The organism is Pseudoalteromonas carrageenovora IAM 12662, from assembly GCF_900239935.1.
GTDB lineage: Bacteria > Pseudomonadota > Gammaproteobacteria > Enterobacterales > Alteromonadaceae > Pseudoalteromonas > Pseudoalteromonas carrageenovora.
Genome location: NZ_LT965928.1, coordinates 2,941,368 through 2,960,648, shown reverse-complemented (window position 1 = coordinate 2,960,648; position 19,281 = coordinate 2,941,368). Strand labels below are relative to the sequence as shown.

At 40.4% G+C, this 19,281-nt stretch carries 21 protein-coding genes and 1 tRNA gene; 16 read left to right on the top strand and 6 right to left on the bottom strand.

Annotated elements, in window-relative coordinates; genetic code table 11:
* The first annotated feature begins 15 nt into the window (after positions 1 to 15).
* The 8 genes from priB to alr all read left to right on the top strand — a co-directional run bounded on the left by priB (position 16) and on the right by alr (position 5,784).
* Positions 16 to 333 (top strand): primosomal replication protein N, encoded by a 318-nt coding sequence (gene priB / locus ALFOR1_RS13415; protein WP_004588456.1) that lies wholly within the window; start codon positions 16 to 18, stop codon positions 331 to 333.
* 12 nt (positions 334 to 345) lie between these two features.
* On the top strand, positions 346 to 573 hold the full coding sequence (rpsR, locus tag ALFOR1_RS13410) for a 30S ribosomal protein S18 (protein WP_002962753.1): 228 nt from the start codon (positions 346 to 348) through the stop codon (positions 571 to 573).
* A gap of 35 nt (positions 574 to 608) precedes the next feature.
* Positions 609 to 1,061 (top strand): 50S ribosomal protein L9, encoded by a 453-nt coding sequence (gene rplI / locus ALFOR1_RS13405; protein ID WP_058548074.1) that lies wholly within the window; start codon positions 609 to 611, stop codon positions 1,059 to 1,061.
* A gap of 185 nt (positions 1,062 to 1,246) precedes the next feature.
* A complete protein-coding gene (locus tag ALFOR1_RS13400) occupies positions 1,247 to 1,795 on the top strand; it encodes an RNA polymerase sigma factor (RefSeq protein ID WP_104643253.1) in 549 nt (182 codons plus the stop codon).
* Complete coding sequence (locus ALFOR1_RS13395) at positions 1,788 to 2,264, top strand: hypothetical protein (RefSeq protein WP_104643252.1); 477 nt, start codon at positions 1,788 to 1,790, stop codon at positions 2,262 to 2,264. Before ALFOR1_RS13400 ends, ALFOR1_RS13395 begins: the two co-directional genes overlap by 8 nt.
* A gap of 9 nt (positions 2,265 to 2,273) precedes the next feature.
* Positions 2,274 to 3,212, top strand: coding sequence for a DUF4097 family beta strand repeat-containing protein (locus tag ALFOR1_RS13390; RefSeq protein WP_104643251.1), 939 nt, complete (start codon positions 2,274 to 2,276; stop codon positions 3,210 to 3,212).
* Positions 3,213 to 3,325: 113 nt separating this feature from the next.
* Complete coding sequence (gene dnaB / locus ALFOR1_RS13385) at positions 3,326 to 4,705, top strand: replicative DNA helicase (protein ID WP_058548071.1); 1,380 nt, start codon at positions 3,326 to 3,328, stop codon at positions 4,703 to 4,705.
* Complete coding sequence (alr, locus tag ALFOR1_RS13380; protein WP_104643250.1) at positions 4,705 to 5,784, top strand: alanine racemase; 1,080 nt, start codon at positions 4,705 to 4,707, stop codon at positions 5,782 to 5,784. The genes dnaB and alr overlap by 1 nt, the downstream gene beginning before the upstream one ends.
* A 30-nt stretch (positions 5,785 to 5,814) precedes the next feature.
* Here alr and ALFOR1_RS13375 read toward each other — a convergent pair whose 3' ends face one another.
* Entirely contained in the window at positions 5,815 to 6,054 is a 240-nt protein-coding gene (locus ALFOR1_RS13375) for a DUF2960 domain-containing protein (protein ID WP_004588463.1), read from the bottom strand.
* Between the two features lie 99 nt (positions 6,055 to 6,153).
* Here ALFOR1_RS13375 and ALFOR1_RS13370 point away from each other — a divergent pair, with 99 nt between their 5' ends.
* The 3 genes from ALFOR1_RS13370 to ALFOR1_RS13360 are packed head-to-tail and all read left to right on the top strand — an operon-like array spanning position 6,154 to position 7,868.
* Entirely contained in the window at positions 6,154 to 6,405 is a 252-nt protein-coding gene (locus ALFOR1_RS13370) for a hypothetical protein (protein WP_004588464.1), read from the top strand.
* 41 nt (positions 6,406 to 6,446) lie between these two features.
* Positions 6,447 to 7,064: a nicotinamide riboside transporter PnuC gene (pnuC, locus tag ALFOR1_RS13365; protein WP_058548068.1), complete on the top strand. Its 618-nt coding sequence runs from the start codon at positions 6,447 to 6,449 to the stop codon at positions 7,062 to 7,064.
* 3 nt (positions 7,065 to 7,067) lie between these two features.
* Positions 7,068 to 7,868 carry a phosphotransferase gene (locus tag ALFOR1_RS13360; RefSeq protein WP_104643249.1) on the top strand — a complete coding sequence of 267 codons (801 nt, stop codon included), beginning with the start codon at positions 7,068 to 7,070 and terminating at the stop codon, positions 7,866 to 7,868.
* 5 nt (positions 7,869 to 7,873) lie between these two features.
* Here the strand turns inward: ALFOR1_RS13360 and ALFOR1_RS13355 are convergent, their stop codons facing one another.
* Positions 7,874 to 8,056 (bottom strand): hypothetical protein, encoded by a 183-nt coding sequence (locus ALFOR1_RS13355; RefSeq protein WP_058548066.1) that lies wholly within the window; start codon positions 8,054 to 8,056, stop codon positions 7,874 to 7,876.
* Positions 8,057 to 8,302: 246 nt separating this feature from the next.
* Here ALFOR1_RS13355 and ALFOR1_RS13350 point away from each other — a divergent pair.
* Together ALFOR1_RS13350 and ALFOR1_RS13345 are read left to right on the top strand one after the other, a co-directional pair.
* Positions 8,303 to 8,377 (top strand) — tRNA-Arg (locus ALFOR1_RS13350).
* Positions 8,378 to 8,549: 172 nt separating this feature from the next.
* On the top strand, positions 8,550 to 9,764 hold the full coding sequence (locus ALFOR1_RS13345) for an HD-GYP domain-containing protein (RefSeq protein ID WP_104643248.1): 1,215 nt from the start codon (positions 8,550 to 8,552) through the stop codon (positions 9,762 to 9,764).
* On the opposite strand, the gene ALFOR1_RS20530 is transcribed toward ALFOR1_RS13345, so the two are convergent.
* On the bottom strand, positions 9,724 to 10,047 hold the full coding sequence (locus ALFOR1_RS20530; protein ID WP_058548064.1) for a hypothetical protein: 324 nt from the start codon (positions 10,045 to 10,047) through the stop codon (positions 9,724 to 9,726). The two genes, ALFOR1_RS13345 and ALFOR1_RS20530, sit on opposite strands and share 41 nt — an antisense overlap.
* A gap of 284 nt (positions 10,048 to 10,331) precedes the next feature.
* Between ALFOR1_RS20530 and ALFOR1_RS13340 the strand changes: the two genes are divergently transcribed.
* Positions 10,332 to 11,594 carry an outer membrane protein transport protein gene (locus ALFOR1_RS13340; RefSeq protein WP_104643247.1) on the top strand — a complete coding sequence of 421 codons (1,263 nt, stop codon included), beginning with the start codon at positions 10,332 to 10,334 and terminating at the stop codon, positions 11,592 to 11,594.
* 112 nt (positions 11,595 to 11,706) lie between these two features.
* Here ALFOR1_RS13340 and ALFOR1_RS13335 read toward each other — a convergent pair whose 3' ends face one another.
* The 3 genes from ALFOR1_RS13335 to pepA form a co-directional block, all read right to left on the bottom strand.
* Positions 11,707 to 14,562, bottom strand: a complete 2,856-nt coding sequence (locus ALFOR1_RS13335; protein ID WP_104643246.1) for a valine--tRNA ligase — start codon at positions 14,560 to 14,562, stop codon at positions 11,707 to 11,709.
* A 53-nt stretch (positions 14,563 to 14,615) separates the two neighbouring features.
* Positions 14,616 to 15,062, bottom strand: coding sequence for a DNA polymerase III subunit chi (locus tag ALFOR1_RS13330; RefSeq protein WP_104643670.1), 447 nt, complete (start codon positions 15,060 to 15,062; stop codon positions 14,616 to 14,618).
* 155 nt (positions 15,063 to 15,217) lie between these two features.
* A complete protein-coding gene (gene pepA, locus ALFOR1_RS13325; protein WP_058548061.1) occupies positions 15,218 to 16,729 on the bottom strand; it encodes a leucyl aminopeptidase in 1,512 nt (503 codons plus the stop codon).
* Positions 16,730 to 17,037: 308 nt separating this feature from the next.
* Between pepA and lptF the strand changes: the two genes are divergently transcribed.
* Positions 17,038 to 18,150, top strand: coding sequence for an LPS export ABC transporter permease LptF (gene lptF / locus ALFOR1_RS13320; protein ID WP_058548060.1), 1,113 nt, complete (start codon positions 17,038 to 17,040; stop codon positions 18,148 to 18,150).
* On the top strand, positions 18,147 to 19,214 hold the full coding sequence (gene lptG, locus ALFOR1_RS13315) for an LPS export ABC transporter permease LptG (protein WP_058548059.1): 1,068 nt from the start codon (positions 18,147 to 18,149) through the stop codon (positions 19,212 to 19,214). Before lptF ends, lptG begins: the two co-directional genes overlap by 4 nt.
* Positions 19,215 to 19,281 lie beyond the last annotated feature (67 nt).

The window sequence follows — 19,281 nt, the reverse complement described above, 5'->3', positions numbered from 1 at the left end:
TCAGCAGTTAGTATAATGGTTAGCCCATATATGAATCAGCTGGTTATATCGGGGGTTGTTTGTAAAACACCCAAGTTTAGCCAAAGCCCTGCAGGCATACCGCATTGTATTTTTGTTGTAGAACATAAATCGATGCAAACCGAAGCAGATCTTAACCGTAATAGTTACGTTAGGCTTCAGGTTGTTGCCAGTGGTAAGCAAATGCAACAACAGACTCAACATTTGCACGTTGGGCAGGCATTGCAAGTGAGTGGTTTTTTAAATCGCCACGAAGGTCGTAACGGCCTTAGCCAATTGGTTTTGCATGCTCAGCATATAGAAAGAATTATTTGAGGAATTAATCTCATGGCACGTTATTTCAGACGTCGTAAGTTCTGCCGCTTTAAAGCGGAAGGCGTACAACAAATCGATTACAAAGATCTAGCTACTCTTAGAAACTATGTTACAGAAAGTGGCAAAATCGTACCTAGCCGTATTACAGGTACTAGCGCTAAATACCAGCGCCAGCTAGCAACTGCTATTAAGCGTGCTCGCTACTTAGCCCTTCTTCCATACACTGACTTACATAAGTAAGCAGCGGATTAACAGTTTTTAAAAGGTGTAGAAACATGCAAGTTATTCTACTAGATAAGATCGCTAACCTAGGTAGCCTAGGTGAACAGGTTGTAGTTAAATCTGGTTTCGCACGTAACTTCCTTTTCCCGCAAGGTAAGGCAGTTCCTGCGACTAAAGCTAACATTGAAACTTTTGACGCACGTCGCGCAGAACTTGAAGCGAAAATCGCTGAACAGTTAGTTGCTGCACAAGCACGCGCTGACAAACTAGAAGCATTAGCAGAAGTTACTTTAGTATCTAAAGCTGGTGACGAAGGTAAGTTATTCGGTTCAATCGGTACTCGTGACATCGCTGACGCTATCTCAGCTGTTGGTGTTGAAGTTGCTAAATCAGAAGTTCGTTTACCTCTAGGTACTATCCGTGAGACTGGCGAATTTGACGTTGCAATCGCAGTACACTCAGACGTAACAGCTACTATTAAAGTAATCGTTATTGCTGAAGCTTAATTTTTAATTAAGCCCAAAAAGCCGTGCTTTTAGCGCGGCTTTTTTGTGTCTAAAATTCCTCTAACACCCTCCTAAATCTCACCAAATAAAAATTTTTATTATTTTTTAAACCTTTTTCGTCTGTCTTTGCGTCTTACTAATCAATAAACTAAAAGCATAAAAATAATTAAAAGGCGATATCACGGATGTTACACGTTAAACCCGAAAACGCGCCCATGTGCGAAGCTGCATTAATTGAGCGAGTTAAATCGGGTGACCAAGGCGCATACAAAGCGTTATATGAGCTGCACATAAAACGTGTTTACGGTTTATGTTTGCGCTTACTGGCCGACGAAGCGCACGCTGAAGACGCCTCCCAAGAGGTGTTTGTGCATGTATGGAACAAAATAGCACAGTTTGATGGGCGCTCTCAGTTTTCTACTTGGTTACACAGTTTGGCAAGTAACGTGGCGATTAGTTATGTACGCAAACATAAAAGCTGGCTTAATAAAGTAATAAGTATTGAACAAAGCGGTATGGATGAGCAAAGCGCACAAAGCTGTAAAGGCTTAAACGGGTTAGATAAATTAATTGTTCGCTTACCAGAGCGTGCCCGTATGGTGTTTGTTTTATACGCCATTGAAGGCTATCGCCATGAAGAAATAGCAATGCAATTAGGTATGGCTGTAGGGTCTAGTAAATCGCAATATCATCGTGCAAGGCAGTTATTACAAGAGTGGTACGAGTATGAGTAAACAAAACTTTGATGACTACTTAAACGAGTCTTTAAACAATTTAAATAAAGACATAGCGCCCAAAAAAGCGCTTTGGGCGGGTATAGAGCATGCCATAGTAACGGCAAAACCGAGAGTTAATAAAGCACCGTTATGGCCAAAGTTAACAGCTATTGCTGCTTGCAGTGTTGCCGCATTGCTTGCTGTAAATATGTTTATAAACAATAACGAGGCAAGCCAAGTGGTTGCTATGAGCGATTACTTTAAAGCGCAAAAGCAAAGTTTATTAGTGCAGTACAAAAACCAGGATGCACTTACCAATAACTGGCAAGCACAGTTACAAGAGCTTGAAGAAGCAGAGCAGGCAATTAAACAAGTGCTTGAAAACGAGCCACAAAACCAAGCGTTACTAACTATGCTGGCGCAAGTTTACCAGCAACAACTCGATTTAATAAACAAGGTGCATGCACCGCGTTGGCAGCAAATATAGGGGAATAACATGAAAGCAATTTTACTCGGATTAAGCCTATTACCACTAAGCGTTTTAGCGGGTGACAAAATAGATAAGCAAATAGAAGTACCAAGCGGTGGTACTATTTTTATTGAAAACCAACGCGGCGACGTACAGATAACTGGTTGGGATAAAAATGAGTTTAAAGTATCTGGTGAGCTTGATGATAAAGCACAAGGCTTTGAGCTAAAAACAATGGGCGAAAAAACCGAGTTTATAGTAAAAATGCCAAGCAATTTGGGTTGGGGAAACAATGGTGATGGCTCTAACTTAACTGTATTTATGCCAAAAAGCAGTAGTTTAGAGTTTGCTGGTGTTAATGTATCTGTGGTTGCTAAAACCCTTAAAAACGGTGCTGAAGTAGATGTAGTTAATGGTGAAATTACCGTTGATGATATTACTGGCAATATTAAGCTCACTACGGTAAATGGTGATGTAAACGCAGAGAATTTAAACGGTAATATTCAATTTGAAACCGTAAACGGTGAAATTAACGATAGGCAATCAAGTGGCGAGCTGCGTTTTAGTGCCGTAAATGGCGATATTAAATCAAACTCAACAGCAAGTGATGTACGATTAGAAAACGTTAACGGCGATATCGATTTTACATTATCGAGTATTAAAAACTTGCGTATAAATACCGTAAATGGCGAAGCCGAAGTACATATTAAAGAGCTGCTAAAAGGTGGCGATGTACGTTTTGAGTCGGTTAGTGGCGATGGTGAGTTTTACTTCCCGCAAAGTGTATCGGCTAAATTTGAAATTAAAGCTCATGCTAATGGTAAAATTATTAATAAAGTAACCCGCGATAAAGTAAGCAAAGCCAAATATGGTCCTGCGAGTGATTTAGAGTTTAGCGCAAATGGCGGCAATGCAAACGTTGAAATGGATACGATAAGTGGGCGCATAGCGCTTCGCACTAAATAGCGTATTTAGCGTGTATGATTACAAAAAGCAGGAAAAGATTTCCTGCTTTGCTATTTGCACAGCCCCGCCAAGTCGATAGAATAGAGCCCATTCAATTTTAGTACTGTGAAGTTATGGCCAAACCAGATAAGCAAGTCGATACCCTTAAAGTTCCTCCCCATTCAATAGAAGCTGAACAATCTGTTTTAGGTGGCTTAATGCTTGATAATCAAGCTTTTGACCGCGTAGCTGAGCTTGTTGTATCGCAGGACTTTTATACCCGCACGCACAAGTTAATTTTTGAGGCGATGACGGCGCTTGCTGAAATTGGCGATCCGATAGATTTAATTACAATTTCTGAAAGCCTAGAAAAAAATAATCAACTTGCTGGTATTGGTGGTTTTGCTTACTTAGCTGAAATAGCTAAAAACACCCCAAGTGCTGCTAATATCGATGCTTACGCAAACATAGTGCGCGAGCGAGCCGTTGTTCGTGAAATGATTGGTGTTGCAAACGAAATAGCCGAAGCAGGCTTTAATACCGAAGGGCGCACCAGCCATGACTTATTAGATTTTGCCGAGAGTAAGGTATTTAAAATTGCCGAGCAGCGCTCAAAAAGCACTGAAGGTCCGCAAAGCATACACAACATACTCGAAAAAACCGTTGATAAAATAGAAGAGCTTTATCAATCACCACAAGATGGTGTTACCGGCGTAAGTACGGGTTATGCCGACCTTGATAAAATGACCACAGGCTTACAACCTTCTGATTTAATTATTGTTGCAGCACGTCCGTCGATGGGTAAAACCACCTTTGCGATGAACCTTGCAGAGCACGCGGCTATGACTCAAGACAAGCCTGTGCTTATTTACTCATTAGAGATGCCCTCTGAACAAATTATGATGAGGATGTTGGCATCACTTGGTCGTATTAACCAAACTAAGGTACGTACCGGCCAGCTAGATGACGACGATTGGGCGCGACTTTCATCAACCATGGGTTTGTTGATGGAAAAAGGCAAAATGTACGTTGATGATGCATCGGGGCTTACACCTACCGATGTACGCTCACGCGCAAGGCGTATAGCGCGTGATCATGGTGGTATTAGTATGATCATGGTCGATTACTTGCAGTTAATGCGTGTACCTAGCTTATCGGATAACCGAACACTTGAAATTGCAGAAATTTCGCGCTCTCTTAAGTCTCTTGCAAAAGAGCTTAAATGCCCGGTTGTTGCGCTTTCGCAGCTAAACCGTACGCTTGAGCAACGTGCTGATAAACGCCCAATTAACTCAGATTTACGTGAATCAGGTTCAATAGAGCAAGATGCCGATTTAATCATGTTTATATACCGTGATGAAGTGTACAACGAAGACAGCACTGAAAAAGGCATCGCCGAAATCATCATAGGTAAACAGCGTAACGGTCCAATTGGTAAAGTACGCTTAACATTCCAAGGTCAATTTTCTCGCTTTGATAATTACGCGGGGCCAGCAGTAGATGACGAATATTAATGCGACTAGCCACAGCTGAAATAAATTTAACGGCACTTGCGCACAACCTAGCACAAGTGAAGCGTTTTGCGCCTAATAGTAAAATTATGGCGGTATTAAAAGCCAATGCATATGGGCATGGTTTAGTAACCATTGCCCAGCATTTAAATGGCGCTGATGCCTTTGCTGTTGCCCGTATTGATGAAGCCTTAGCGCTTCGTGCAGGCGGGTTAACCAAGCCAATAGTGCTACTAGAGGGCTTTTTTAATAAAGCTGATTTGCCTATTTTACTCGCGAATAATTTTCAAACCATTATTCATGATGCTAACCAATTAGCGGCACTAGAAAATGCCAAGCTTGATGCGCCAATAACATGCTGGCTAAAAGTAAATACCGGTATGCACCGACTAGGTATTGCACCTGAGCAGTTTGAAGAATTTTATAATCGCTTGCAAAAAACAGCGAATGCAAAAAACACCATTAATTTAATGACTCATTTTTCGTGTGCTGATGATGTTGATAATACAAAAACGGTTCAACAAATTACGTTATTTGATAACTTAGTAAATGGTATTGACCAAGCGCATTGCTTATCAAATTCGGCGGGAATTATTGCTTGGCCAACAGGGCATGGTGATTGGGTGCGCCCTGGGCTTATGCTTTATGGTGTATCGCCAATGGCTAACAAAGTGGGGCAGCAGCATCAGCTCAAACCCGTTATGCATTTAACAACTAAAGTGATTGCAGTACGTAATGTAGCTGCGCACGAGGCTGTTGGGTATGGTGGACGCTGGCAAAGTGACAAGCCAACCAAGCTTGCTGTTGTGGCAATGGGTTATGGTGATGGTTATCCGCGCCACGCAAAAGAAGGCACCCCAGTAATGATCGCAGGACAACGCTACGGTATAGTGGGTAGTGTTTCTATGGATATGATCAGTATTGATATTGGCTTAAATGAGCACAATGTAAAAGTAGGCGACAGCGTTACAATGTGGGGGCCAGAGCTTCCTGTTGAAGAAATAGCACAATGTGCCGATACTATCCCTTACGAGTTATTGTGTAATATCACACCGCGCGTAAGTTATGAGTATCAGCCATAGTTAGTTTTTAGCGTATACCAGTTGGTATAATTACTCTTTTATAAAGTAAATATCGCTAAAGCCCATACGGGCAAATTCTTGGTCGCGAAAATTACGTACTGCCGATGACCCTTTAGAGGTCATTTCTATTTGGCGCACCATATTTAAGTAGTTTGTTAAATCGATACCTTCGGCAGCCGCAATAGCTTGATACATATCGTGGTATTTGTCTTTTGCGAAGTTAATTTCGCGCGGTTGGTTTTTAAATGTATAGGTTATTCTGCGTGCCATAATAAGCTCAGCTAAATTGAGTGTTAGTGTAATTTTACACTGTATTGAACCGGCATTGAATGATTTGTTGAAATCAAATAATTAAAAGTAGAGTTTAAAATGAAATTATCAGTAGAGATCAGTAAATACCCGCTTCATCAAGATTACATCCCGTTTATTAAAGGCTTTATTGACCGCTTAAATGAATACGACAATTTAAAAGTAATCACTAATACGCTTTCTACACAAATTTTTGGTGATTACGATTTAGTTATGCAAGTGCTTAATACCGAAATTAAACGCTCGTACGAAGAGTTTGGTAAGGCAATTTTTGTATGTAAGTTTTTATCTGGCGATTTATCTCCAGAGTAATCGCTCCTATTTAATTTGTATTAAAAACGGTAACCGCACACATGGACTTTTTAACGCAAACCTTAAGTGGTTTTACAGCAATGTCGCATTGGGAATATATTGCGGTAGTGTTGTCTATTGCTTATTTATTGCTCGCAATAAAAGAGAGCTTATGGTGCTGGCCTGCCGCTTTTCTAAGTACACTTATTTATACCATAATGTACTGGAATGGCGCGCTACTTATGGAGTCCTTGCTTAATTTTTATTACATGTATATGGCTGTATTTGGTTGGGCTGTGTGGCGTAAAGGTAAAAAAAATAGCTTAAGTATCACATCGTGGTCGATTGACCGTCACGCTAAACTTATAGCCACTACAAGCGCTACGGCTATTGTTATTGGCTACGTAATGCAAAATTATACCCACGCTGATTTTGCCTACCTAGATAGCTTTACTACTTGCTTTGCCGTAGTGACCACTTACTTAGTTGCTAAAAAGGTACTCGAAAATTGGTTATATTGGATAGTCATAGATGCAGCCTCAATGTATCTATATTACGAAAAAGGCTATTATCCAACGCTAGCGCTCTTTGTTTTTTATACTATTATGGCTGCTTGGGGCTTTAAAACCTGGTACGAAGAATACGAGCAGAGCCAAGCTAAGCCACTGGCACAGCTTTAGTTAATGATTGAGTATACTCAGTTAGTAAAAGTGTGTAGTGCGTTTATGGAGCCTTTAAGCATTGTTTCAACCGAACGATTGCTTAATGGCTTTAGTAACGATAATTTTTTAATACGCACTCAGCAAAGCGCCTATTTATTAAAATGTTATAAAACGCAGTGGCCAGCAATCGGCTTACAGGCGCAGCAAGAACTAAGTAAGCAATTTATTTGCCCAAAACCGATATGGACAGATAAAAAAAATAACTACGCGGCTTTTAATTATATAGAAGGCGACATTGCTCAAAATAATACCCAGCAAAACCTCATTAGCAAACTTGCTAAAGTGCATGCTTACCCTGTAAAAACGCCGCCCATGAACATAGCTCAAGAGTTGCTTTACTATCAGCAAAGCGATATATATAAACATCACCAATTACAAATAGAACATGCTTTAAAAAGCATTGCCAAAATGCCTTACAGTGAAGGGTTTTGTCATAATGATTTAGTAAAAGACAATATTATTGTGAATACTTCGGGTATGTACTTAATTGATTTTGAATATGCTCAAACCAACGATATTTACTTTGATTTAGCTGCACTGGCAGTTAGCTTTAATTTAAACGAGCAAAGTAGAGAAGCGTTATTAAACAGTTATAAAACCTACTTAAAAAAAGAAGGTGAGTTTTATCACTCGACAAAGAAACTTGATTATTACAGCGTGTTATTTTTAGTGTTATGTATTGGTTGGTATGAGCAGCGCGACATAAATACAAAATCTGTAGGGTTACGCGCGCAACTAATTAAACTTTTAAAGACTTTATAATGCGATTACAGGCCACCAAAGCGCTCAGCTAATTCTTTATATTTTGCAACTTCTGCTGAATCAAATTGTGGCTCGCCGTTTTCATCTTCTGATTTAGCTATTAGTAAACTCTCGCGAGCAAGACGTTTTACACGCTCAACTTTCACACCTAAAAATTCAGCTGTTTGCTCTGTAGACATTAAACTCATAATTATTTCCCTCGTATTAAATCAATTCGTATCACAATAACCATAGTAATAATGTTGCTAAAGCGTTACTGCTTTTTACCGAATATGAATAAATAGCGTGTTTTTAAGTCATTGTGAAGTGTTTTATTTAAAACAGCTTAATTAATAAGCATATAAGCTGATGTTACTGGTATTTATTTAAAGATCTCTTTATTATTGCTGATGCTAAAGCACTGATATCGCGAGTTGGTGTGGCGGCACAAATGTGCTCTCGTGGTGAAATGGATATCACGTGGCCCTCCGGAGGCTGAGTTGTAGGTTCGATCCCTACCGAGAGCGCCATTTGATTAAAGCTTTTGTGCAATATATGTTTTTATCTTCTTACTTTATAAAACCTTCCATAAGTAATCCTTTGTAGTTATTTATTACTGCATGCAACTCAAAAACTAGACTTTTAAGCTTAATTAATGCTATTTAAGGTACATATTCTCAAACTGTAAAAAATCCTGCCTTTATGCTAATTACTTTGCCTATATCTGAGCTTACCCCTGGTATGTACGTCGATAGCGTAACTAAACAGCACGAAGGCATTAATAGCATTAAAATTAAGACCAGTGGTTTAGTGCGAGATAAATCAATTATTCAGCGTTTAGTCGCTGAGGGGGTGTTAGAGCTTCTTATTGATTTTACTAAAGGCGATGCGGCTATTCCCGCTAAATACAAGCCGCAAAATAGACCTAAAACCTTTAATAGCCAACAAAAAGCTGAAAAAAAACCTATAGCAATAACACTCGAACAAGAATTTGCAAAAGCGAGTGTTAATTACGATCAGCAAGGGCGTAAGCTGCAATCGCTTTATGGCGATTTAACATCAGGGCTTAGTTTAAATGTAAAAGTGCTTGATGAAATAGCCTGTGAAATAGTGAGCTCGGTATTTCGTAATGCAAACGCTATTACTATTCTTACCCGCATTAAAGACAAACACAGTTATAACTGGCGACACATGATCAACTGCGCCATTTTTACTGCAGTATTTGCTAAGTACCTTGGTTACAAAGAGCCTTTAGTACAAGAGTTGGCTATGGGCGCATTACTTCATGATTTAGGCCAAGCAAAGCTCCCACAAGGTATTTTTTCAAAACCAAGTAAAGTAACCAATAACGAGCTTGTTGCTATAAAAAAGCATGTTGCACAGGGTCTTGGTCTAGTTAAAGGTGAAAAAGGCATTACGCCGCTTATGCTCGATATGATAGTAAATCACCATGAACGTTTAGATGGCTCTGGTTATCCGCGCGCTATACAAGGTGATAAAATAAGCCGACCAGCACGTATTATGGCAATTGTAGATGTATACGATGCAATGACTGCCGATAGACCGCATCAAGATGGTGATGAGCCGATTAATGCGCTACGTTACTTGTTAGCTAATAAACAAATGTTTGATGCCGAGCTGGTACAGCACTTTATTAAGTGCTTAGGAGTGCACCCCGTAGGGACAATAGTTAAGCTGACTAACGATCGTTTAGCGCTAGTACTTGAAGGTAATAAGCTTAATCCTATAAAGCCTAAAATTAAGCTATTTTATAATGCTAAGCATAGCCATCATATAACGCCAAAAAACATTGATTTAAGTGAGCACACCCACGACATAAAAATACTAGCAAGTGTAAAGCCACTCGACTATCAAATTAATTTGTCTCGCTTGTTAAAAGAGCATTTGCTGAATTAGTTTTACTACATTGCCTTTTTTTACTTTGCTTAGCCGAAATAAACGCCCCTAAAAAGCAACTTCCCATTAATGTTAACCATATTAAAGTGCCCAGCTCTACATGAAGCGCAATGCAACACAGAGCCAAAGAAACCAACGCATTTAACATTGCTCCTAGCCAATAATGATTTACCGGGTTATCACATTGCCCAGCTTGTGTGCATGCGCAATAATTTGCTTTGTAAAAGCAAAATACACTCGCACCACAAAATATTAGCCCTGCAATAATAAGTGAAATGATCACAGCATTACTTCCTTAGTGATTTTATAAAGAGTGTAATTTGCTCTATATTTCAAGTCAATCTAAATGATAATTAATTACTATTAGAGCTTTAGCTCTAATAGCACATTTCTCATCCGATGAGTTTTAAATAGTTGTTAAAATGTCGTTAAATAACATGTTTTTTGCTGTTTTTTGACGCATTCATAGGGTTTTTTACAAAAAATTAAGGTAGTGTAGCAAAGTTTCAAATCCTAATAACAACACACATAGCTACCCAAACAGTAGGTTTGGTTAAGGACTCAACAATGAAATTTTCTAAAACGCTTATTGCAGCCTCGCTTGCATTTGTTTCGGCTGATACTTTTGCAGCCGCGTTTCAATTATCAGAGCAAAATGCATCGGGTTTAGGCCGTGCATATGCTGGTGAAGCATCTATCGCAGACGATGCGTCTGTAGTTGCACGTAACCCAGCACTAATGACTTTATTTAAAGACAAGCAGCTAAGTGTTGCTGCTATTGGCGTAATTCCAGATGTAAGTATTGAAGGCGAAAGTACTAATAACGGTATTGACCCAAGTGCATTAGATGACGACAGCATTGCACCAAGTGCTGTAGTACCTGCTATTTACTTTACTATGCCTTACAACGATAAAGTATCGATTGGTTTTGGTGCATTTTCTAACTTTGGTTTATCTACAGAGTTTAACGATGAATACGTTGCTGGCCAAATTGCTGGCGAAACAGAAATCTTTACTGTTAACCTTAATGCAAGCGTTGCTTATAAAGTAACTGAGCAATTCAGCTTTGGTATTGGTTTAAACGCCATTTATGCTGATGCAACTGTTATTCGTAAAGTGGGTGCTAATGCAAGCGGTATTGATTTTGGTGCTGATGCAGTAAATCTTCAAGGTGATGATACTGGTTTTGGTTTAAACGTTGGTTTAATGTACCAGCTAGATGATAACAGCCGTTTTGGTTTTAACTATCGCAGCGAAACAGACATCACATTTGATGGTGATTTCTCAAACGAATTACCAGTAGGCGGTACTGGTGGTGCTAAGCTTCCAGGTGCTGTTGATCTAACACTACCAGCTATTGCTGAGTTTTCTGGCTCACATCAGCTAGATGACAAGTTAGGCTTACATTACAGTGTATTATGGACAGGTTGGAGCAGTTTTGAGTCACTAGAAGCACAAGTGACACTACCAACTGGTGATAAGTTTGTTGCGTTTGAAAAGCAAGAGCAGTTTGATGATTCTTTCCGATACTCTGTAGGTACTGATTACCAACTAAACGAAGACTTATTACTTCGAGCTGGTGTAGCATTTGATGAGTCTCCAGTATCGCAAACACACCTTTCGATCTCTATCCCAGATACAGATCGTTTTTGGTTCTCGTTTGGTGGTAATTATACAATCGATAAGCAATCAAATGTAGATTTAGGCGTGAGTATTATTCGTGGTAAAACTCAAACCTTTACTGAAGCAGATGACTCAGGCAGCCAATGGGGCTTCGAGTCTAAAGGCCATGCGGTATTACTTGGCGCTCAGTACAACTACAAGTTCTAATATAGAAGTGCTTTGTAGTTAAATGCAAGGTACAAAAAAGCCGCTCACTTATGAAAGTGAGCGGCTTTTTTAATGCCTATTAAATGATGTTAATAGGCATTCTTATGAAAGCTTATAAGCTTTCTATTTTAGTTTTTTGCTCAAGTAGCTTAGTTTTAGCATCGGTGAATTCAGCTAATTTAGCGTTTTCTTTTGCAAGTACGGCTTCAGGTGCATTGTTTACAAACTTTTCGTTAGCTAGTTTGTTTTGCACTTGTGCTAGGCCTTTTTCTGCTTTTTCGAGTTGCTTGTTAATACGTGCAAGCTCGGCTTCAACATCAATTAAGCCCGCCATAGGGATCATAATTTCAAGGTTGCCAACATAAGAGGTTGCACACGCTGGTGCCCCGTCTTTGTTTTCAAGCATTGTAAACTCTTCAAGTTTAGCAAGTGATGCTAAGAATGATTTGTTCTGCTCAATGCGGCGTACATCATCGCTTGATGCGTTGGCAAGTAATACGCTAAGCGGTTTACTTGGGCTAATATCCATTTCACCACGAATATTACGAATAGCTAAAATGAATTGTTTAACCCACTCTAAATCGTCCATCGCTTGTGCATCAACGCTTGCTTCATTATAAACAGGGAAGCCTTGTACCATAATGCTAGTGCCTTTAGTTTCAAGGCCTGCAAGTGGCGCTACACGTTGCCAAATCGTTTCAGTGATGTATGGCATCATTGGGTGCATTAAGCGTAGTAAGCTTTCAAGCACGGTAATTAGTGTATTACGTGTACCGCGCTGTTGTGCTTCACTGCCTTTAAATAATACGGGTTTAGTGAGCTCTAAGTACCAATCACAGAACTGGTTCCAGGTGAATTCGTAAAGTGTATTAGCGGCTAAATCAAAGCGGTAGTTATCAAGGTGCTCAGTGTAGGTTTTAACTGTTGCTTCATATTGGCCTAAAATCCAACGATCAGCTAACGAGAACTCCTTTTGTGCATCGTTTGCAAAACCACAGTCTTGCTCTTCTGTATTCATTAATACGTAACGGCTCGCGTTCCATAGTTTATTACAGAAGTTACGGTAACCTTCAAGGCGGTTCATGTCCCAGTTAATATCACGACCGGTAGATGCCATCGCAGCAAGGGTAAAGCGAAGTGCATCGGTACCGTGAGCTTCAATACCATTTGCAAATACTTTACGGGTATCTTTTTCGATTTTTGCAGCAAGTTTTGGCTGCATCATGTTACCAGTACGCTTTTGTACTAAGTCTTCAAGCTCAATGCCGTCAATCATATCTAGTGGGTCAAGTACGTTACCTTTTGACTTAGACATTTTATCGCCGTTGTCGTCACGTATTAAGCCCGTTACATACACGGTTTTAAATGGAACTTGTGGTTTGCCATTTTCATCTTTTATAAAGTGCAGCGTCATCATGATCATGCGCGCAACCCAGAAAAAGATAATATCAAAACCTGTTACCAACACGTCAGATGGGTGGAAGGTTTTTAAATCATCGGTGTTTTCAGGCCAGCCTTGCGTTGAGAAAGTCCAAAGTGCAGATGAGAACCAGGTATCAAGTACGTCTTCGTCTTGGCTTAGCGCAACATCATCAGCTATATTATTTTCACGGCGTACTTCTGCTTCATCGCGACCAACAAATACGTTGCCTTCGCTGTCGTACCAAGCAGGGATACGGTGACCCCACCAAAGCTGGCGTGAAATACACCAATCTTGTACGTCGTTCATCCACGAGAAGTACATGTTTTCGTATTGCTTAGGTACAAATTGAATGTCGCCATTTTTAACTGCGTCTTTTGCAGGTTCAGCAAGTGGTGCAACACGTACATACCATTGGTCGGTAAGTAGCGGCTCGATTACCACGCCAGAGCGGTCACCGTAAGGTACCGTTAACGCATGGTCTTCGATTTTTTCAAGTAAACCAAGTTCTTCAAATTCTGCGATAATCGCTTTACGTGCAGCAAAGCGATCAAGCCCGTGCAAGCGCCCTGGAATTGGCGCGTCAAACTCAAGCTCTTTACCGTCAAAGGTGTATGTTTCACCTTGAGTAAGGATAGCGGCGTCTTTATCGAAAATGTTGATCATCGGCATTTGATGACGCTTGCCCACTTCGTTATCGTTAAAGTCGTGAGCTGGGGTGATTTTTACACAACCTGTGCCTTTGTCTTTATCAGCGTGTTCATCTGCAACAATGGTGATACGACGATTTACGATAGGTAATAAAATCTCTTTACCAATTAAATCTGTGTAGCGCTCGTCATCTGGATTAACCGCAACACCTGAGTCACCTAGCATGGTTTCTGGACGTGTTGTGGCTACGACAATGTAGTCTTTGCCGTCTTGTGTTTTAATGCCATCGGCTAGTGGGTAACGTAAGTTCCACATGTGGCCTTGTTTGTCTTTGCTTTCAACTTCAAGGTCTGAAATAGCCGTGTGTAATTTTGGATCCCAGTTTACTAGGCGCTTACCGCGGTAAATTAGGTTTTCTTTGTGAAGACGTACAAAGACTTCTTTAACGGCTTCAGATAGGCCATCGTCCATAGTAAAACGTTCACGGTCCCAATCAACCGATGCGCCAAGACGTCGAAGCTGCTTAGTAATTGTACCGCCAGATTCGTTTTTCCATTCCCAAATTTTATTAATAAAATCTTCGCGGCCTAAATCGTGACGTGTTTTACCTTCTTCAGCGTGTAGTTTACGCTCAACCAACATTTGCGTTGCAATACCCGCGTGGTCAGTACCTACTTGCCATAATGTGTTGTTACCTTGCATACGTTTAAAACGCGTTAGGGTATCCATTATTGTATCTTGGAAGGCGTGGCCCATGTGCAAGCTACCAGTAACATTTGGCGGCGGGATCATAATTGAATACGGTACGCCTTGGCCAGATGGCTTAAAGTAGCCTTTTTGTTCCCAGTCTTGATATAGAGACTGTTCAATATCTTGCGGATTGTAGGTTTTATCCATTACACAGAACCTTAAATAAGTACTTAAATTAGTTGGTTAGTTTGCCTGATTGGCTAGCTATTTATATCTTGCGTGGTGAGATTGGCACCGAGTTGGCGTAGCTTTTTAAAACGCTCGCGGGCTGCTTGTTTAGCAGCAGGTTCTACGGGGACAAAATCAAAAACTTGGTTAAATCGACGAATATAATCCGGTAACTGGGTAGCCAAGTTAATTAAAACTTTACGGTTGCCAACAGGTGGCGTAATGCCAATTTCTACAGGTGCGCCGCCTTTTGGGCCTTCACCTTGTAAATTATGTGGCACAAAACTATCTGGGTCGAATGCCCAAATTATTTCATCAATGGCACAGGCCGTTTCGTTATCGTTTACACAAATAAATACACGCTGCCCATTTCGATACTGATCGGCCGCAACTTGTGCAGCCAAAGCAAAATGATCATCAGCCTTGGCTTTAGACTCATCTTGTTGCTTTAGAACGAAAAATTTAGCGTTCATGTTCATTGTATCGGGGTTTCCCATGACATTGAATGTATACCAAGTTGATACACTTAAATTAAGAGGCAGATTTTGCCATATAACCGAGTTTGCTTCAATTAATACACAAATAAATAAGGCGCCAAATGGCGCCTTATAAAGAGCTATTTTAAACGGTATGTTTAATCTTGAGCGGCTTCACTTACACCGGCTCTATTTAATAAATACTGAGTAAGCATAGGAACAGGGCGGCCAGTTGCGCCTTTTTTAGCGCCACTGCGCCATGCAGTACCGGCTACATCTAAATGTGCCCAGTTGTACTTTTTAGTAAACTTAGACAAAAAACACGCTGCGGTAATTGTACCTGCAGAGCGCCCGCCTAAGTTTGTAAAGTCGGCAAATGGGCTATCTAGTTGATCTTGATAGTCATCCCACAGTGGTAACTGCCATGCACGGTCGCCACTTTGCTCAGAGGCTTTTAATAAGTCATGCGCTAGCGGGTTATGATTTGAAAGTAACCCTGTAGCATGAGCACCTAATGCCACAATACACGCACCCGTTAGTGTGGCTACGTCAATCACTGTATCTGGGTCAAAGCGTTCAACGTAAGTAAGTGCATCACATAATACTAAGCGCCCTTCAGCATCGGTATTAAGTACTTCAACAGTTTGGCCCGACATAGTTGTTAAAATATCACCTGGGCGATATGCATTAGAACTAGGCATGTTTTCACAGCCGGCTAAAACACCAATTACGTTAATAGGTAACTGCATTTGTGCCAGTGCGCGCATTGCGCCAATAACACCTGCTGCACCACCCATGTCGTATTTCATTTCATCCATGGCCTCGCCAGGTTTAATAGAAATACCGCCTGAGTCAAACGTTAAACCTTTACCTACAAGTACAATTGGCGCTTGGTCATCGCTTGCGCCTTTGTAGTTAATAATCGACATAATAGATTCGTTATCACTACCACGGCCAACAGCTAAGTATGAGTTCATACCGAGCTCAGCCATTTTTTCTTCGCCAATAATGTCAACAGTGATGTTATCAAAATTGGTAGCTAGCTCTTGAGCTTGTTCACCTAAATACGCAGGGTTACAAATGTTAGGCGGCATGTTCGCTACGTCTTTACATAGCTTGCTACCTGCTGCAATAGCTAAACCGTGCTCAATAGCGCTTTCGCCAATAGTGAGTTCGCGACGAGTAGGTACGTTAAATACCATTTTACGAAGTGGACGACGCGGGTCTACTTTTTTACTTTTCAGCTGGTTAAACGTATATAAACAATCTTGTGTTGTTTCTACCGCTTGGCGTACTTTCCAGTAGGTATCGCGACCTTTAACGTGTTGCTCTGTTAAAAAGCACACAGCTTCCATAGAACCTGTTTCGTTTAAGGTATTAATTGTTTTAGAAATAATTTGCTTATATTGCTTATCATCAAGCTCACGCTCTTTACCACAACCAACAAGCAATACGCGCTCGCTTAATACATTAGGTACATGATGCAATAATAAAACTTGCCCCGGCTTACCTTCTAGGTCGCCACGGCGAAGTAAATTTGAGATATAACCATCACTGATTTTATCGAGTTGTTCACCAATGGGGGATAACCTACGTGGCTCGTAAACGCCAACTACAATACATGCACTGCGTTGTTTTTCTGGGCTACCACTTTTTACGTTAAATTCCATTGTCACTCCTGATTTTGAGTCATTTAAGTTATAAATTGGGGCTAAAAAATTATTTTCTAGTCTAAATTACGTAACTTATGTAGAGATAGTTTTAATTTTAGCTGACTTTACTAGACTCTTACTGTGTAATTGAACTTTATATGCTTAAGGGCTACTAATGCAACATTATATCGTGCACTTAGGTAGGATAATTAATTTTGATAGCTTATAATAATAGCCTATTTACCAATTTTAACTGGGTAAAATAGCTATTTAACTATTCAACACTCACTATTGTAGTGAAATTCCATGTTTAACAGGGGCGAGCATTGCTTATTTTCCGTTATTTGACCGCTGAGGTTTTAAAATCGCAGGTCGCCGTATTTTTAACTTTGATGACTATTTTTTTGTCGCAAAAGTTTGTTGGCATTTTAGGCGATGCGTCTGAAGGAAGTATTCCTGCTAAGTTAGTTTTATCGATGATTGCGCTAAAGCTTCCGCAACTAGCTTCGCTTATTTTACCTCTGAGTATATTTTTAGGCATTATTTTAGCCTACAGCCGAATTTACGCCGATAGCGAAATGACCGTTCTTAAAGCCTGTGGCGTAAGTGAATGGTACGTTGTACGAGTAACCCTAATTTCAAGCGTTGGTTTGGCTATATTGGCGGCTGCATTAACTATGTATATTGCCCCTTGGGCAAGCGAGCAAGAGTATCAATTAAAAGAACAAGCTAAAGCTGATGCCGGATTATCAGCGCTCAGAGCGGGGCGGTTTCAAGAAACCGGCAATGAAAAAGCCGTGGTGTTTATTCATAATATTGAAAAGGGCGGCAAAGAGCTAAACAAAGTGTTTGTAGCACAACTGCCTGATAGCGAAAAAGACAACCTAGCTCGCTTAGTATACGCCGAGCAAGGTGTCGTTGTGGAGTCAATCAGTGGTGAGCAACAACTTGTTCTTACTGATGGTAAACGCTACGAAACCGACGGTAAAACACCGGCACTTAATTTAACCGAATTTGACGGGTACAGTGTGCAAATTCGTGAACAAGAAATAGAGCACCAGCGTCGTAAATTAGAAGCCGTACCTACTAATCAGCTACTTGCTTTAAATACCTCTGAGTCTATTGCTCAGTGGCAATGGCGTATAGCTATACCACTTTCTATTCCTTTGCTTACTTTACTGGCTGTGCCATTAAGTGTGGTTAATCCTCGCCAAGGTAAATTTGCAAAATTAGTGCCTGCAATTAGCTTGTACTTAGGGTATTTCATTTTACTTAATGCCGCCAAATTTGCAGTAGAAGATGGCAAAATTCCGCCTTCAATAGGCCTGTGGTGGATACATTTAAGTGCACTCTTTATTGGCAGTTTATTAATTATTAAAGGGCGCCCGTTAGGTGCTTGGCTTAAAGCTGTTATTACTAAGCGGGAGTTAGGCGTATGATGAAAACGCTTGATTGGTATTTAGGTCGTAGTGTTTTACAAACAACCGGCTTTGCATTGCTGGTACTTGTAGGTATTAGCACCTTAATTAAATTTATCGACCAGTTAAAATCGGTAGGGCGCGGCAGCTACGATTTAATGACTGCGATGCTTTATACTTTGTACTCTATACCTGGTGATTTAGTTATATTTTTCCCTATGGCGGCACTGATAGGTGGTTTAACGGGCTTAGGCGCACTTGCCTCAAATAGTGAGCTAGTTGTTATGCAAGCAGCGGGAATGTCGCGCTTGCAAATTATTGGTTCAGTAATGAAAACCGCTGTATTTATGGCGGTATGTATGATGGCTTTAGGCGAGTGGGGCGCACCAGAAGCGCAGCTGCATGCCAAAGAAATGCGTAATCAAGCAATACATGGTGGCGATGTATTTAATGCTCAAAAAGGTGTTTGGGCAAAAGATGGCAACAACTTTATTAATATTGAAGATGTAGATCAAAACGGAAAATTAAATGGTTTGCACATGTATCACTTTGATAAATCGTTAGATTTAACGCAAATCACAAAAGCCCGTGAGGCCGTAAGCCGAGATGAAGGCTGGTTATTACGTGATGTAAATAAAGTACATATAACAGATGATGAAATTAGCAGTGAACAAATAAAAGAAGAGTTTTATCCATCGCAATTAACAGCTGAAAAGCTAGGCGTGGTATCGGTAAAACCTGAGTCGCTTTCGTTCACAGGCCTTTGGTCATATCTTGGCTACTTAAAGCAGAACGAGCAAGACACTAGTACATACGAGTTAGCGTTATGGCGAAAAATAATGCAGCCAGTATCTGTTGCGGTTATGTTGTTAGTGGCACTGTCGTTTATATTTGGCCCGCTGCGTACGGTAACAATGGGCGCACGTATTATTATGGGTGTAGTAACTGGGATTATATTTCACTTAACTAACGAAATATTTGGCCCTGTGGTTATGGTTTACCAAATACCCGCTATTATCGGTGCTGTACTGCCAAGTGTTATATTTATAAGTTTTGCTACGTATTTAATGAATAAACGGGTATAGCTGTTTATTTATGCATTAAAAAGGGTGACCAATGGTCACCCTTTTTGCTTTTAGTTACTTTAATTAG

Bases quoted from the DNA above. Each gene is read 5' to 3' on its own strand.
- priB (WP_004588456.1), top strand. From the start codon at position 16: ATGGTTAGCCCATATATGAATCAGCTGGTTATATCGGGGGTTGTTTGT.
- rpsR (WP_002962753.1), top strand. From the start codon at position 346: ATGGCACGTTATTTCAGACGTCGTAAGTTCTGCCGCTTTAAAGCGGAA.
- rplI (WP_058548074.1), top strand. From the start codon at position 609: ATGCAAGTTATTCTACTAGATAAGATCGCTAACCTAGGTAGCCTAGGT.
- ALFOR1_RS13400 (WP_104643253.1), top strand. From the start codon at position 1,247: ATGTTACACGTTAAACCCGAAAACGCGCCCATGTGCGAAGCTGCATTA.
- ALFOR1_RS13395 (WP_104643252.1), top strand. From the start codon at position 1,788: ATGAGTAAACAAAACTTTGATGACTACTTAAACGAGTCTTTAAACAAT.
- ALFOR1_RS13390 (WP_104643251.1), top strand. From the start codon at position 2,274: ATGAAAGCAATTTTACTCGGATTAAGCCTATTACCACTAAGCGTTTTA.
- dnaB (WP_058548071.1), top strand. From the start codon at position 3,326: ATGGCCAAACCAGATAAGCAAGTCGATACCCTTAAAGTTCCTCCCCAT.
- alr (WP_104643250.1), top strand. From the start codon at position 4,705: ATGCGACTAGCCACAGCTGAAATAAATTTAACGGCACTTGCGCACAAC.
- ALFOR1_RS13375 (WP_004588463.1), bottom strand. From the start codon at position 6,054: ATGGCACGCAGAATAACCTATACATTTAAAAACCAACCGCGCGAAATT.
- ALFOR1_RS13370 (WP_004588464.1), top strand. From the start codon at position 6,154: ATGAAATTATCAGTAGAGATCAGTAAATACCCGCTTCATCAAGATTAC.
- pnuC (WP_058548068.1), top strand. From the start codon at position 6,447: ATGGACTTTTTAACGCAAACCTTAAGTGGTTTTACAGCAATGTCGCAT.
- ALFOR1_RS13360 (WP_104643249.1), top strand. From the start codon at position 7,068: ATGATTGAGTATACTCAGTTAGTAAAAGTGTGTAGTGCGTTTATGGAG.
- ALFOR1_RS13355 (WP_058548066.1), bottom strand. From the start codon at position 8,056: ATGAGTTTAATGTCTACAGAGCAAACAGCTGAATTTTTAGGTGTGAAA.
- ALFOR1_RS13345 (WP_104643248.1), top strand. From the start codon at position 8,550: ATGCTAATTACTTTGCCTATATCTGAGCTTACCCCTGGTATGTACGTC.
- ALFOR1_RS13340 (WP_104643247.1), top strand. From the start codon at position 10,332: ATGAAATTTTCTAAAACGCTTATTGCAGCCTCGCTTGCATTTGTTTCG.
- ALFOR1_RS13335 (WP_104643246.1), bottom strand. From the start codon at position 14,562: ATGGATAAAACCTACAATCCGCAAGATATTGAACAGTCTCTATATCAA.
- ALFOR1_RS13330 (WP_104643670.1), bottom strand. From the start codon at position 15,062: ATGAACATGAACGCTAAATTTTTCGTTCTAAAGCAACAAGATGAGTCT.
- pepA (WP_058548061.1), bottom strand. From the start codon at position 16,729: ATGGAATTTAACGTAAAAAGTGGTAGCCCAGAAAAACAACGCAGTGCA.
- lptG (WP_058548059.1), top strand. From the start codon at position 18,147: ATGATGAAAACGCTTGATTGGTATTTAGGTCGTAGTGTTTTACAAACA.